This window comes from Nocardia bhagyanarayanae (assembly GCF_006716565.1).
Taxonomy (GTDB): Bacteria; Actinomycetota; Actinomycetes; order Mycobacteriales; family Mycobacteriaceae; genus Nocardia; species Nocardia bhagyanarayanae.
The window spans coordinates 851,709-865,825 of sequence record NZ_VFPG01000002.1 but is presented as its reverse complement, the minus strand read 5'-3'; the positions used below and the strand labels follow the sequence as shown (position 1 = coordinate 865,825).

Here is a 14,117-nt window from a genome sequence, read left to right as displayed (position 1 = left end):
ATCCGGGTGCAACTGCACAGGGCGGACGTGGTCGACGGCGCCATCGCCATTCTCGACCAGTACGGCCTCGCCGATCTCACCATGCGCAGGCTGGCGAGCTCGCTTCAGGTGCAGCCCGGCGCGCTGTACTGGCATTTCCCCAACAAGCAGGCGCTGCTCGGCGCGGTCGCCGACCGCATTCTCGCGCCGATGGAGGATCCGGTGACCGCCGACGAGTGGTCCGGCCAGATCTCCGAGCTGGCGCACCGGCTGCGCGACTGCCTGCTCGCCTACCGCGACGGCGCGGAGCTGGTCTCCTCCACCTACGCCTCCCGCCTGACCACGAGCAAGGGCAGGGAACGCCTCGCCAGCGCCGCCATCCGCGCGGGCATGCCGCGCCAGGAGGCCGAGCTCGCCGCGTTCACGCTGCTGTACTACGTGCTCGGTCAGACCGTCGACGAACAGTCCCGCATGCAGATGGATTCGGCGGGCGCGCTGCCCGAGGACAGCACGCCGATCGACGAAACCCCCGACGCGACAGCACGATTCGATTTCGGACTGCAACTGTTCGTCGCGGGCGTTCGGCACCTGCTTGGCAGCCGCATCCGCTGAGCGGAGCGAGCCTCCGCGGCATCCGCAACCACCGAACCGGCCCGATCTCCGCAGTTGCCGCTGAAACGCTCCGGTTCCCAGCGGAACCTGCACCCATCAGCCGAGCCGATCTCCAGCAGCACTCGCCTCCACCAAACCGACCCGGCTCTCAACAGGACCCGCCGCCACCGAATCCGCTTCCCCGGGGTCCGCCTTCCTCACTGCTCCGACCTGGCGCTTCGAGACCGAGCGGGGACAGCTGTGCCCAGGTCATGCAGGCGATGGCCGCGAGAGTCGGCGTCCGCTCCATTCAGCGCAGCCGCAGCCGACCGCCCGCGCCGGGAAACCAGCGGTACATCGCCACCGCACCAGCTGCGGCGGACACCGCGAGAGCGAGGGCAGCCGCGCCGAGCACGGCAATCGAGCTGATCACGCCCACCGCGATGGGACCGGCGAACATGCCGACATCGTGGGTGAGCCGCCACGCGCCGAGGAACTCGGCGCGCCGGTCCTCCGGCGCGACGTCGGCGCCGACCGTCATGATCAGACCGTTGCTGATCCCGTTCGCCAGCCCGAGCAACACCGCCGCGAGCCCCATGGTCAGCGCCGTACCCGTGCACGGCAGCACCGCGTACCCGGCGGCGAAGCACATCATCGATGGCACCCCGGTCGCCCGGCGACCCCGCCGATCCAGCCAGACGCCCGCCGGATACGACATGAGCACGTCCACCGCGCCCGAGACGCCGAAGATGAGACTCGTCGTCGCGGGACTCAGACCGATGTGCGCGGCCCACAGCGGCAACAACGCCTGCCGCGACGCCCGCGCCGCGCCTGTGAGCAACGCGGCAGACCCCAAAGTGCCGAGCACCCTCCGGTTTTCGACGACCACCGAACGCAGCGTGTGCCCGCTGGACGCGCCATCCTCGACATCGCGGATGGCGACCATCGCGAGCCCGGCAGTAACCGTTGTCGCGCACTGCAACCACAGCGCTCCGTTCGGTCCCATCCCGTGTACGAGCCCGGCCCCGAGGAACGGTCCGCAGAAGAACCCGAGCCGGTGCGCCCCCGCCAGCGTCGACAGCGCTCGCCCACGATCGGTGGGCGGCACGACCGCCACGATGTAGGACTGGCGCGCCAGCCCCCACACCGCGCCCGCGGCGCCGTTGAGCAGCATGCCCGCGGCCAGCACAACCAGGTTCGGCGCGAAGATGGCAGCCAGTACGCCGAGCAGTCCGAGAAGCGAACCGAGGCCGACCGCGCCGCGCTCACCGATCCGCGCGACGATGCGCCCGGCGGGCAGGTCGGTGAGCACCATGCCCAGTCCGCCGAAAGCGACTATCAGACCGGCCGAACCCACCGACGCACCGAGGTCGAGCGCCCGCAGCGCGTACATGGGCGCGGCCGCGCCCGCGCCGGTGCCGTACAACGCCATCGGCACGAACACCGACCAGGTGAGGCTGCGCAGCCGCACCGGAGTGGGGGTGACCGAAGCTTTCTCGGCTAGTTCCCCGCTCACCGCGCCAACCGCCGAGCATCCGCGTCGAGACCGCGCCGACAGGCCACCACACTCAGCGTAACTGGTTGCCGCCCAATGGGTTCACCACCAGGCGAGACGGAACGACCACACGCCGACGAGTCGGCCGCCGCGCGCTCGAAACGAGCTCGATCGCCCACCGGGGCTGTCGAGCCCGCCCGCGATCCCGCGGCAACCGCCGTCCCTACGGCCGGAAGATGTTCGGAACAGTCGCAATCCGCCCCGTTCACCGGGCGAGTGCCGGACGACGAGCGAACCGGCTCTCCGGCCGTGCCAGACCGAAGTGGTCCCGCAGCGTGGTTCCGGTGTACTCGGTGCGAAACAGTCCGCGCTCCTGCAAGATCGGCACCACAGTCGAGGTGAAGACCTCGAGCCCGCCCGGGTAGTAGGGCGGCATCACATTGAAACCGTCTGCGGCGCCGTTACGGAACCACTCTTCGATAGTGTCGGCGACCTGCTCCGGTGTGCCGGCGAAGACTCGATGCCCGCGCGCTCCCGCCAACCTGTGCAGCAACCCGCGCAGTGTCGGGCGGTCCCGCCGCACGATGCCCGCGACCACCTGGAGCCGTGAGCGCGCGTTGTCGGTGACATCGCCCGCGCCGTCGAACTCCTCGACCGGGACCAGCTCGTCCAGCGCCAGGTGCCGCAGGCTCTTGCCCGCGATGCTCTCCAGTTGCGCCAGACCGTATTCCGGCACGGTCAGCTCGTTGAATTCGCGCTCCAGCCGCTTGGCGTCGGCCTCGGTGTCGCCGATGAACGGGCTGATGCCGGGCAGGATCTTCACCTGCTCGGGGTCGCGGCCGAATTCCCGCGCCTTGGCCTTGATGTCGGCGTAGAAGGCTTGGGCGTCGGTCAGCCGCTGGTGCGCGGTGAAGATGGCTTCGGCGTAGCGGCCGGCGAAGGACCTGCCCTCGTTGGACGCGCCCGCCTGCACCAGCACCGGGTAGCCCTGTGGCGTACGCGCCGCGTTGAACGGTCCACGCACCTTGAGGTATTCGCCCTCGAAGTCGATGCGGTGGATCTTGTCCGGATCGGCGTAGCGGCCGGCGGCCTGGTCGAGCAGGATCGCGTCGTCCTCCCAGCTGTCCCACAGCGCCACCACGGCGTCGACGAATTCCCGTGCGCGGGCGTATCTTTCCGCGTGGTCGGGATGCCGGTCGAGGCCGAAGTTGGCCGCGGCCAGATCGGTTCCGGTGGTGACGATGTTCCAGCCCGCGCGTCCGCCGGAGATGTGGTCCAGGCTGGAGAACAGCCTAGCCAGGTTGTAGGGCTCGTAGTACGTGGTGGACGCGGTGGCGATCAGACCGAGATGGGTTGTGGCCGCGGCGATCGCGGTCAGCAGCGTGATCGGCTCCAAGCCGGGCGCCGCGTTGTGCGCGACATTGGTGCGCAGGGCCGGTCCGTCGGCGAAGAACACCGCGTCGAGTTTCGCGGCCTCGGCGGTGCGGCCGATTTCCTGGTAGTAGGTGACGTCGTAGATCCGGTCGGGGCGGCTCTGCGGGTGGCGCCAGGCCGCCTCGTGGTGGCCGGACGGGTAGATGAACGCGTTCAGGCTCAGCTGGCGCTCGGTCATGAGGCTTGCTTCTCTTCCTCGTGAAAATCGGGGGCGGCCGCGTCACCGGCCGCGCTGGCAAGGGGATCGACGCCGAGACCGGCAAGCAGCCGCTCGCGCGCCGCGATGAACTCCGGATCGCTGTGGCGGCGCGGGCGTTCCAGGTCGATGCGCAGATCGATGGCGATGCGGCCCTCGTCGAGAACGAGCACGCGATCGGCGAGCAGCACGGCCTCGTCGACATCGTGGGTGACCAGCAGTACCGCGGGCTTGTGCTTCGCGCACAGCTCCTGCAGCAGCGCGTGCATCCGGATCCGGGTCAGCGCGTCCAGCGCGCCGAACGGTTCGTCGGCCAGCAGCAGCTCGGGTTCGCGCACCAGCGAGCGGGCCAGTGCCACGCGCTGCTGCTCGCCGCCGGAAAGCTCCTTGGGCCAGGCCTTCTCACGACCGGCGAGGCCGACCTCGGCGAGCGCGGCGCGGCCACGATCCGCCGATCCCGCACCGCTGAGGCCCAGCGTCACGTTGTCGAGCACCCGCACCCACGGCAGCAGACGCGAATCCTGGAATACCACGGCGCGTTCCGAGGGCACCGCGAGATCGCCGGAACCCGGTACGTCGTCGTCCAATTCGGCCAGCGCGCGCAGCAGGGTGCTCTTGCCCGAGCCGCTGCGGCCGAGCAGCGCGACGAATTCACCGCGTGCGATGTCGAGGTCGATGCCGCGCAACACCACGCGGTCGCCGAAGCCGCGGCTGAGGTCTCGGGCGCGGACCACGTTCAGTCCGCGAGTGTCTGACGCCATGCCAGCGTCCTCCTTTCCAGTGCGCGCACGGCGATGTCGCCGAACAACCCGAGCAGGCCGTAGATCACCAGACCGACCACGATGACGTCGATCTGGCCGTAGGTGCGCGCCTGCGTCATGAGATAGCCGATGCCGCTGGTGGCGTTGACCTGTTCGACCACGACCAGCGCCAGCCACGAGATGGTGACCGCGAGACGAAGGCCGATGAAGAAGCCGGGCAGCGAGCCGGGCAGAGCGATGCGGCGGATGAACCCCCAGCGCGAAAGCTGAACGGTCTCGGCGAGTTCCACGTAGCGGGCGTCCACGCTGCGCAGGTGGGCGTGCGTGTTGATGTACACCGGCACCAGCACACTGGTGGTGATGACGATGAGCTTCATCTCCTCGCCGATGCCGAACCACACGATGAACAGCGGGATCAGCGCCAGCGTCGGAATCGCGCGCTTGATCTGAATCGGGCCGTCCAGCAACGCTTCGCCGACGCGGCTGAGCCCGGCGGCCAGCGCGAGCACCACACCGATGGCGACGCCGAGACCCAAACCGAGACCGGCGCGCTGCACCGAGGTCAGCAGGTTGGACTGTAAGCGTCCGTCGGCGATCAGATCCCCTGCCGTCTGCGCCACCGTCCACGGCGCGGGCAGCGTCTCCGGATCCAGCGTCCCCGTGGCGGATCCGATCACCCACGCCGCCACCAGCAGCGTCGGTCCGAGGGCGATGCCGAACGGAATCGGCTTGCCGGGTCCGAGCCTGCGCCGCGACACCTTGCCGCGCGCCTGAAGTTCGACGGGCGCTGTCGCCGCCCTGCCGAATCGGCCGAGTACGCCCGCGTCGAGTGTCGCCATCACCGCTCCTTCGGTTCGTGTGAAGCGCCGGATTCGGCGACCGCGCGCGTCACGAGGGCGTCGTAGCGCAGATCGAAACCGTTGGCGGCGCTGACTTTCTTGGGCAGTTCGCCCGCGGCGGCGATGGCGTCGATGGTGGATTGCTGCCGGTCGACGAGCCGCTGATCCAGGTGCGGGAAGGTGTAGGTGCCCAGCGATTCCACGATGCGCCGCGCGTCCTCGGGGCTGACCTTCTGGTTGTCCACGTAGTACTTCTGCGCCCACTCCTCGCGATGGGTGTTCACCCACTGGTAGGCCCGGACGTAAGCACTCACCAGCGCGCCGACCGCCGCCGACTTGGCCGGATCCTGCGTCACCGCGCGCCGCGCGTACAGGTAGGCCAGGCCACCGTAGATGCCCGCGGTCTCGGAATCCGGGATCACCGAGGTGCCGGGCGTGCGCAGCAGCCGGGTCACATTCGGCTCGATCAGCGGGGCGATGTCGACTTGGCCGGTGCGCACCGCGTCGAGAAACTCGGCCAGCTGCAACCGGACCAGCTGCACGTCGCCGGTCTTCAGCCCCGCCTTGTCCAGCGCGCGCAGCACCGCGGCCTGCTGCGCCGTGCCCTCGGCGTAGGCGATCTTCTTGCCCTTCAAGTCGGCCAGCGTCGTCGCCGTGCGGCCGGGGGCGACCGCCAATTTCAGTGCGGCCGGACTGGTTTGCTGCGCACCGACGATCGGCACGTCCTGCCCCGCGGCCAGCGCGTGGATAGGCGGCACGTCACCGACCGGCGCCACATCGGCCGCACCCGCGCGGAACGCCTCCAGGATGGCCGGTCCGCCGACGAAGTTGGCGAACTCCACCTGGAACGGCAGCTTGTCCAGCTCACCGGAGAAGCGCAGCACGCTCTGCAGGCGCTCCTGCTGATCGGCGACGATCAGTTTGGTGCCCGCGGGCACCTCGGTCGGCAGCGGCGTATTGGCGGTGTCGACGACCGGCGTGTCGTCCTTCGCGCACCCGGTCAGCCCGAGGGTCGCAGCGGTCGCCACGGCAAGCAAAGCGGCGGTGGTGCGGCCACGGAGGCCGGGCAGGAACGTACTCGGTCGAAACATGCTCGGTAGTCAAGCAGGACGAAACAGACCCGAACACGGTTAACGACAGCCTGATTCGAACCGGTGCCAACCCGCCGCCATGCGCCGCGTCCTCTTTTCCCCTGCACCATGTCAGTGCGCGCCGCATCGCGATGCCAACCCGTCGCCGCAACACCGCCCCGCAGGCGCCGAAGTGCTGGACCAGTCGGGCACCAGGGCGCTGCCCCATTCGGGCGCATCCCCGCGCTCAACCACGCGGCGCTGAATCAGCCGGGCACCATGGCGCTGTGCCATTCGGGCGCCCCGGCGCCGCAAAGGAACCGGGCGGCGCTGTGTCGGCCGGAGCCACAGCGCTGTGTCAGCCAGGCACCTCGGCGCTGCGCTCGACTGGCGCCGCGGTGCCAACTGCACCCCAGCGCGGCATCAGCCCGGCGCCACTGCGCTATGCCAGTCGCGCGCCCCAGCGCTGCGCTCAACCGGGCGGCGCGGTGACAGCCGGGCACCGCTGTCCTCCAGTCGGTCAGGCACCGCAACGCTGTGTCAGCCGGGCACCCCAGCGCGGCATCAGCCCGGCGCCGCTGCGCTATGCCAGCCGCGCGCCCCGCCGCCGCGCTCAACCGGGCTGCACGGTGCCAGCCGGGCACCGCAGCTCTGTATCACTCGGGCGCCCAGCACTGCGGTCAGCCGGGCGGCGCTGTATCAGCCGGGCACCTGTGCGCGTCAGCCGGGCACCGCTGTGCAGTATCAACTGGGCACCACCGCGGTGCGCCAGCCGGGCACCGCAGCACTGCGGTCCGGCGTACGCCGGAGCACAGTGTCCGCCATGTGCCGCAGCGCTGTGCCTCGGCACTGCGTTGAGCCGGGCGGTGTGCCAACCGAGCACCGACGTGCAGTACCAGCCAGGCCCCGCAACGCTGTGGTCAGCCAGGCACCACTGCGCTGCGCCAGTCGGGTACCACAGCGCTGTATCAACCGGGAGCCACAGCGCTGTATCAACCGGGAGCCACAGCGCTGACAGCCGGACACCGATGTGCTGTATCAGTCGGGCCCCGTAGCGCTGTGCCAGCGGGGCGCCGATGTGCTTTATCAGTCGGCACCGCAGCGCGGGATCAGCCCGGCACCACTGCGCTGTGCCAGTCGCGCGCCCCGGCGCTGCGCTCAACCGGGCGACGCGGTGCTGGCCGGGCACCGCGGCTCTGTATCAGTCCGGTGCCCAGCACTGCGCTCAACCGGGCGACGCTCCGCCAGAAGGGCGCCGGAGCGCTGTGTCGGCAGGCACCGCAACGCTGTGGTCACGCAGACACCCCAGCGCTGTGTCAGCCGGGCACTGTGTCAGCCGGGCGCGGCGGCGCTGCGCACCCCGCGTACCTGATCCAGATACCGCTGCAGGAACGGCATGACCTGCTGGTCGATGACCTTGTTGTACTCGTGCGGTGCCTGCCGCGGGTTGGCGTGGCCGGTGTTGCGTGGCATCACCACCAGTAGGCTGCCGTCCACTCCGCCCGCGCGCTCGATGAGGACCTGGTGCGAGTACTCGACATCGACGACTCGGTCGCGCTCGGCGTCGCGTGGCCGGATGAAGACGATGGCCGGGCGTGGTTTGCCGTCGACCGGACGGGACAGCGCGCGGAGATTGTCGATCGCGCCGCCGCCGACGATGGCGAGGAACTGCGATTCGATGAGCCCGTTGCTCGCGGCGTTGCGCGACAAGACCTTCTCGGTCGCGACCTCGGCCAGCACGTCTCCCAGTTCGCCGAATCGAATCGTCGGCACCGGGTCGGCGGTGCGATCGACGAACCGCTCCCGGCGCGCGTAGGTCTCCACGGCGAGCCGCAGGGCCCGGCTCTCGCGCGCCCCAGGCAACCAGCCCATCCAGCGCAGCATGTCCTCGCCGCGTCCGCGACTCTCCGGGCGCACCGCGTTCAGATCGACTGGGGTGCAGTCCAACAGCACGCCGGCAAGCCGCCGATCGCTGTCCAGATGGATGTGCTGCCCGACCTCCAGCGCGATGACCCCGCCCATGCTGTGCCCGACGAGCACGATGTTCCGCACGCCCGACATCTGCGCGGCGCGGACGACGAGATCGGCGATCACCTTGCTGTCGATGCCCTGATTGTCGTATTTGATGGCCCAAACCACGCCCATCCGCCGCAGGGCGGGTAGCGACGCCGCCGTGTCGGAGGCGTTCAGACCGCCCAGTCCGACCAGATCGACGACCGCGGTGTCCCAGTTCTCCTCCCGCGCGGGAGTCGCGACCGGGAGCAGCGCGGGCTCGGTCAAGGCGAGTCTGGCGCGCTCGGGGGCGACATCGTGCACCCAGTACTGAGTGAACACGGTGAGTACGAGTATCAGCAGTGCGGCGACCCGCAGCAGTGTCAACCTGGTGCGGCGCAACGTCGTCCACCGGTGCCCGAGGCGGGTCTCCCGGAGCCGAGCCTTACGTCGCGCATCATCCCAGTCGGTGACGGTGGACGGGTGCCGATCGTCCAACGGCGACATCTCTTCACGGTATCGACGGATGCGAAGGGTTGCCACGTGGTCCGCATCGAGCTCGAAGCCGACCCCGCAATGCTTCGGCAAGTGCTTGCCCAGCTGCCACCTTCGACAACGCACCCCGGCTCGCCATCGTCTGCAGACCTGAACTCCTCGAAAGGCTGTGCGCGAACGCACAAGAGCGATCTGCACTGCTCCGTGTACCGTCGAAACCGGAGGGATCGGTATCGCCCGCAACAGCGGCGGAGCCGGCTCCGAGAGAGAGGACCCGTCGCATGATGCCTCAGATCTCGAGCGTCATCGAGAGACGTCTGCTGGTCAATTACCGCGTCGAACCCGACGTTGCGGCGGCTCTGCTACCGGCGCCACTGCGACCACATCTGGTCGGCGACTGGGCGGTGGCGGGAATCTGTCTCATCCGGCTCGGCCGAGTACGTCCGGTCGGTCTGCCCAGCGTGGTCGGTGTGCGCAGCGAGAACGCGGCGCATCGAATAGCTGTCGAGTGGGACGGTCCGGATGGGGTCGAGAGCGGCGTCTACATTCCGCGCAGAGACAGCGGCTCACCACTGAACGTGCTGCTCGGCGGGCGCCTGTTTCCCGGCGTCCACAGCTTCGCCCGATTCGACGTCGAGGAGAGCGGGCACGACCTGCACGTCGCCTACACGAGCAGGGACAGTTCGACCAAGGTCAGTGTCGACGTACGCACGGTCGACGAGTTCGAGGGCAGCGCGATGTTCCCCGATCTGGCCGCGGCTTCGGATTTCTTCCAGCGGGGCCGCACCGGTTTCTCCGCCAGCCGTGATGACACGCGCCTCGACGGCCTCGAACTAGACACGCACGCATGGCAGGTGAGCCCGGCGCGCACACACGCTGTCCGTTCGACCTTCTTCGAGGACCAGACCCGTTTCCCGCGCGGCAGTGCGACTCTCGACTGCACGCTGCTCATGCGCGATGTCCCGGCTGTCTGGAACGTCACCGCGCCGATGCGGATTCCGACGATGGCCTGACTGCCCGGCCTGACCACTTCCTCAGTCGAGCGAGCCGGTTTCCGCGAGCGTGGCGAGTTTGGCCAGTGCGAGTCGCCAGCCCAGTTCGTTGTCCTCCGGTTTCACCGCGGCGGGCACGCCCTCGTGGATGGCGACCAGATCCGTGCCACCGTCGCCCGCATCGGAAAGGGTTACGGCAACGGTCATCTCGCCGCGGGCGGCCGGGTCGTCGCTTTCGAATTCGAGAATCTCCACGACCTGTTCGTCGGGGATCAAGGTGACGAAACGCCCCTGATAGGTGTCCGACTGGGCGGTGGTCTTGCCGGTGTCGGCCGGGTCGTCGTAGGTGAGGGTGATGCGGAACCGCCCGCCCTCGCGCGGCTCGAATTCATGGACGTGACTGGTCATTCCAGTGGGCACCCGCCACCGCGCCACCGCTTCGGCGTCCAGCAGCAGGCCGTAGACGGTCGACCGCGGTGCGCGAATGTGCTTGCCGATCCTGGTGCTGGACATGTGCACCACGGTAGTCCGAGACTTCGGCGCGCGAGGAGCCTCGATACGGCGAGCCCCGGAAATGCCGAACGCCTCCAGCTACGGTCGGGGGCCTTCGCGGTCGACGGCATCTCGCCGAACGCAAAAAGGCCCCCAGCTGGTGCTGGGGGCCTTTCGCAATGATGTTCCGGCGGTGTCCTACTCTCCCACACCCTGTCGAGTGCAGTACCATCGGCGCAGGTGGCCTTAGCTTCCGGGTTCGGAATGGGACCGGGCGTTTCCCCACCGCTATAGCCGCCGTAACTCTATGAAACTATCCACACACCATATCGTGTGCCGGGAGAATCCTTTCGAGGGTGGTGCCCTCGAACTCCCCGCCGAATGAAAACCCAAAGGGGTTTCATTCGATCACTCGGTGTCTGTGTGTTGTTTCAGATACCGCACAGTGGACGCGTAGCTTCTTCGTTGGTAAGTCCTCGGCCGATTAGTACCAGTCACCTCCACCGGTTACCCGGCTTCCAGTTCTGGCCTATCAACCCCATGGTCTGTGGGGGGCCTTACCCCCTCGAGGGGGTGAGAAACCTCATCTTGGAACAGGCTTCCCGCTTAGATGCTTTCAGCGGTTATCCCTTCCGAACGTAGCTAACCAGCGGTGCCCTTGGCAGGACAACTGGCACACCAGAGGTTCGTCCGTCCCGGTCCTCTCGTACTAGGGACAGCCTTCCTCAAGTTTCTGACGCGCGCGGCGGATAGAGACCGAACTGTCTCACGACGTTCTAAACCCAGCTCGCGTGCCGCTTTAATGGGCGAACAGCCCAACCCTTGGGACCTACTCCAGCCCCAGGATGCGACGAGCCGACATCGAGGTGCCAAACCATCCCGTCGATATGGACTCTTGGGGAAGATCAGCCTGTTATCCCCGGGGTACCTTTTATCCGTTGAGCGACACCGCTTCCACTTGCCGGTGCCGGATCACTAGTCCCGACTTTCGTCCCTGCTCGACATGTCTGTCTCACAGTCAAGCTCCCTTGTGCACTTGCACTCGACACCTGATTGCCAACCAGGCTGAGGGAACCTTTGGGCGCCTCCGTTACATTTTAGGAGGCAACCGCCCCAGTTAAACTACCCACCAGGCACTGTCCCTGAACCAGATCATGGTCCGAGGTTAGAGGTCCAATACGATCAGAGTGGTATTTCAACGACGACTCCACCGACACTGGCGTGCCGATATCACAGTCTCCCACCTATCCTACACAAACCGTACCGAACACCAATACCAAGCTATAGTGAAGGTCCCGGGGTCTTTTCGTCCTGCCGCGCGTAACGAGCATCTTTACTCGTAATGCAATTTCGCCGAGTCTGTGGTTGAGACAGCAGAGAAGTCGTTACGCCATTCGTGCAGGTCGGAACTTACCCGACAAGGAATTTCGCTACCTTAGGATGGTTATAGTTACCACCGCCGTTTACCGGGGCTTAAATTCTCAGCTTCGCCACCAAAGTGGCTAACCGGTCCTCTTAACCTTCCGGCACCGGGCAGGCGTCAGTCCGTATACATCGTCTTACGACTTCGCACGGACCTGTGTTTTTAGTAAACAGTCGCTTCTCTCTGGTCTCTGCGACCCCACCCAGCTCCCACCGCAAGGGTGTTCACCAGACGAGGTCCCCCTTCTCCCGAAGTTACGGGGGCATTTTGCCGAGTTCCTTAACCACAGTTCTCTCGATCGCCTTAGTATTCTCTACCTGACCACCTGTGTCGGTTTGGGGTACGGGCCGTGTACCAACTCACTAGAGGCTTTTCTCGGCAGCATAGGATCACTGAATTCGCCTCAATCGGCTACGCATCACCTCTCAGGCACATGCTGTGCGGATTTGCCTACACAACGCCCTACAGGCTTACACCAGTACAACCACTGACTGGCCCAGCTACCTTCCTGCGTCACCCCATCGCTTGACTACTACAGCCAGGGTCCCATGCAGCCCCATCACGTTCCCCGAAGGGAATCGATCCGGATTTGGATGGTTAGCACAACTGCCTCGCCATTGGGCGCGGATACACGGGTACGGGAATATCAACCCGTTGTCCATCGACTACGCCTGTCGGCCTCGCCTTAGGTCCCGACTCACCCTGGGCGGATTAACCTGGCCCAGGAACCCTTGGTCATTCGGCGGACGAGTTTCTCACTCGTCTTTCGCTACTCATGCCTGCATTCTCACTCGCGTGCCCTCCACGGCTGGATCACTCCGCCGCTTCCCTGGACACACGACGCTCCCCTACCCATCCGAGCCACTGGATGCATGCCCGTAGACACACATCGGTGTAATGCTCGAATGCCGCGGCTTCGGCGGTGTACTTGAGCCCCGCTACATTGTCGGCGCAGGATCACTTGACCAGTGAGCTATTACGCACTCTTTCAAGGGTGGCTGCTTCTAAGCCAACCTCCTGGTTGTCTTCGCGACCCCACATCCTTTTCCACTTAGTACACGCTTAGGGGCCTTAGCCGGCGATCTGGGCTGTTTCCCTCTCGACTACGAAGCTTATCCCCCGCAGTCTCACTGCCACGCTCTCACACACCGGCATTCGGAGTTTGGCTGACTTCGGTAAGCTTGTGGGCCCCCTAGGCCATCCAGTAGCTCTACCTCCGGCGTGAAACACGTGACGCTGCACCTAAATGCATTTCGGGGAGAACCAGCTATCACGGAGTTTGATTGGCCTTTCACCCCTACCCACAGCTCATCCCCTCAGTTTTCAACCTAAGTGGGTTCGGGCCTCCACGACGTCTTACCGTCGCTTCACCCTGGCCATGGGTAGATCACTCCGCTTCGGGTCTAGAACATGCGACTGGAAACGCCCTATTCGGACTCGCTTTCGCTACGGCTACCCCACACGGGTTAACCTCGCCACATGCCACTAACTCGCAGGCTCATTCTTCAAAAGGCACGCCATCACCCACAGTGACAAGTCACTCGCAGGCCCTGACGGATTGTAAGCGCACGGTTTCAGGTACTATTTCACTCCCCTCCCGGGGTACTTTTCACCTTTCCCTCACGGTACTAGTCCGCTATCGGTCACCAGGGAGTATTCAGGCTTACCGGGTGGTCCCGGCAGATTCACAGCAGATTTCACGGGCCCGCTGCTACTCGGGTGTTGCTCACATGAGCCGTTGAGTTTTCGCCTACGGGATTCTCACCCTCTACGACAGGCCGTCCCAGACCACTTCAGCTAACACAACGGTTTCTGACTCACGCCCAGCTCGGCAGAACTGAGAAGAGCAATCCCACAACCCCACGAACGCAACGCCTGCCGGCTATCACACGCCCATGGTTTAGCCTCATCCGCTTTCGCTCGCCACTACTCACGGAATCACTATTGTTTTCTCTTCCTGTGGGTACTGAGATGTTTCACTTCCCCACGTTCCCTCCACACACCCTATATATTCAGATGCGGGTAACACGACATCACTCGTGCTGGGTTTCCCCATTCGGAAATCCTCGGATCTCAGCTCGGTTGACAGCTCCCCGAGGCTTATCGCAGCCTCCTACGTCCTTCATCGGCTCCTGGTGCCAAGGCATCCACCGAACGCTCTTAAACACTTACAAACAAAGATGCTCGCGTCCACTGTGCAGTTCTCAAACAACACACCCACTCGAACCCACACCCCGGACCAGCACCCCCAAAGGAGCCGGTATCACAGGAGATCCGAGCGGATCGTATCTTTTGCCTGGAAAGAACGTCTGTTCTTTCAGGACCCAACAGTGTGTCGACTACATCTGGCACCCGCAG

Annotated in this window: 9 protein-coding genes and 2 rRNA genes; 2 read left to right on the top strand and 9 right to left on the bottom strand. The window is 66.0% G+C overall.

What is annotated here, in order from left to right; all coding sequences use genetic code 11:
- Nucleotides 1-6 precede the first annotated feature (6 nt).
- Complete coding sequence (locus tag FB390_RS30640) at nucleotides 7-591, top strand: TetR/AcrR family transcriptional regulator C-terminal domain-containing protein (RefSeq protein ID WP_141812665.1); 585 nt, start codon at nucleotides 7-9, stop codon at nucleotides 589-591.
- A gap of 289 nt (nucleotides 592-880) precedes the next feature.
- Here the strand turns inward: FB390_RS30640 and FB390_RS30635 are convergent, their stop codons facing one another.
- From FB390_RS30635 to FB390_RS30610, 6 genes are all read right to left on the bottom strand, one after another.
- A complete protein-coding gene (locus tag FB390_RS30635) occupies nucleotides 881-2,086 on the bottom strand; it encodes an MFS transporter (protein ID WP_246124482.1) in 1,206 nt (401 codons plus the stop codon).
- A 244-nt stretch (nucleotides 2,087-2,330) separates the two neighbouring features.
- Nucleotides 2,331-3,677, bottom strand: coding sequence for an LLM class flavin-dependent oxidoreductase (locus FB390_RS30630; protein ID WP_141812664.1), 1,347 nt, complete (start codon nucleotides 3,675-3,677; stop codon nucleotides 2,331-2,333).
- The gene (locus FB390_RS30625) at nucleotides 3,674-4,456 is read right to left on the bottom strand and encodes an ABC transporter ATP-binding protein (RefSeq protein ID WP_185757336.1); all 783 of its coding nucleotides are present in this window, start codon (nucleotides 4,454-4,456) and stop codon (nucleotides 3,674-3,676) included. Before FB390_RS30625 ends, FB390_RS30630 begins: the two co-directional genes overlap by 4 nt.
- Entirely contained in the window at nucleotides 4,432-5,295 is an 864-nt protein-coding gene (locus FB390_RS30620; protein WP_141812663.1) for an ABC transporter permease, read from the bottom strand. The genes FB390_RS30625 and FB390_RS30620 overlap by 25 nt, the downstream gene beginning before the upstream one ends.
- Nucleotides 5,295-6,386: an ABC transporter substrate-binding protein gene (locus tag FB390_RS30615; RefSeq protein ID WP_141812662.1), complete on the bottom strand. Its 1,092-nt coding sequence runs from the start codon at nucleotides 6,384-6,386 to the stop codon at nucleotides 5,295-5,297. The genes FB390_RS30620 and FB390_RS30615 overlap by 1 nt, the downstream gene beginning before the upstream one ends.
- 1,311 nt (nucleotides 6,387-7,697) lie before the next feature.
- A complete protein-coding gene (locus FB390_RS30610) occupies nucleotides 7,698-8,864 on the bottom strand; it encodes an alpha/beta fold hydrolase (RefSeq protein ID WP_141812661.1) in 1,167 nt (388 codons plus the stop codon).
- 269 nt (nucleotides 8,865-9,133) lie between these two features.
- Between FB390_RS30610 and FB390_RS30605 the strand changes: the two genes are divergently transcribed.
- Nucleotides 9,134-9,865 carry a DUF2071 domain-containing protein gene (locus FB390_RS30605; RefSeq protein ID WP_141812660.1) on the top strand — a complete coding sequence of 244 codons (732 nt, stop codon included), beginning with the start codon at nucleotides 9,134-9,136 and terminating at the stop codon, nucleotides 9,863-9,865.
- Nucleotides 9,866-9,886: 21 nt separating this feature from the next.
- Here the strand turns inward: FB390_RS30605 and FB390_RS30600 are convergent, their stop codons facing one another.
- From FB390_RS30600 to FB390_RS30590, 3 genes are all read right to left on the bottom strand, one after another.
- Nucleotides 9,887-10,357 (bottom strand): SRPBCC domain-containing protein, encoded by a 471-nt coding sequence (locus FB390_RS30600; RefSeq protein ID WP_141812659.1) that lies wholly within the window; start codon nucleotides 10,355-10,357, stop codon nucleotides 9,887-9,889.
- 164 nt (nucleotides 10,358-10,521) lie between these two features.
- A 5S ribosomal RNA gene (gene rrf, locus FB390_RS30595) occupies nucleotides 10,522-10,638 on the bottom strand.
- Between the two features lie 162 nt (nucleotides 10,639-10,800).
- Nucleotides 10,801-13,933 (bottom strand): 23S ribosomal RNA (locus FB390_RS30590).
- Between the last annotated feature and the right edge of the window lie 184 nt (nucleotides 13,934-14,117).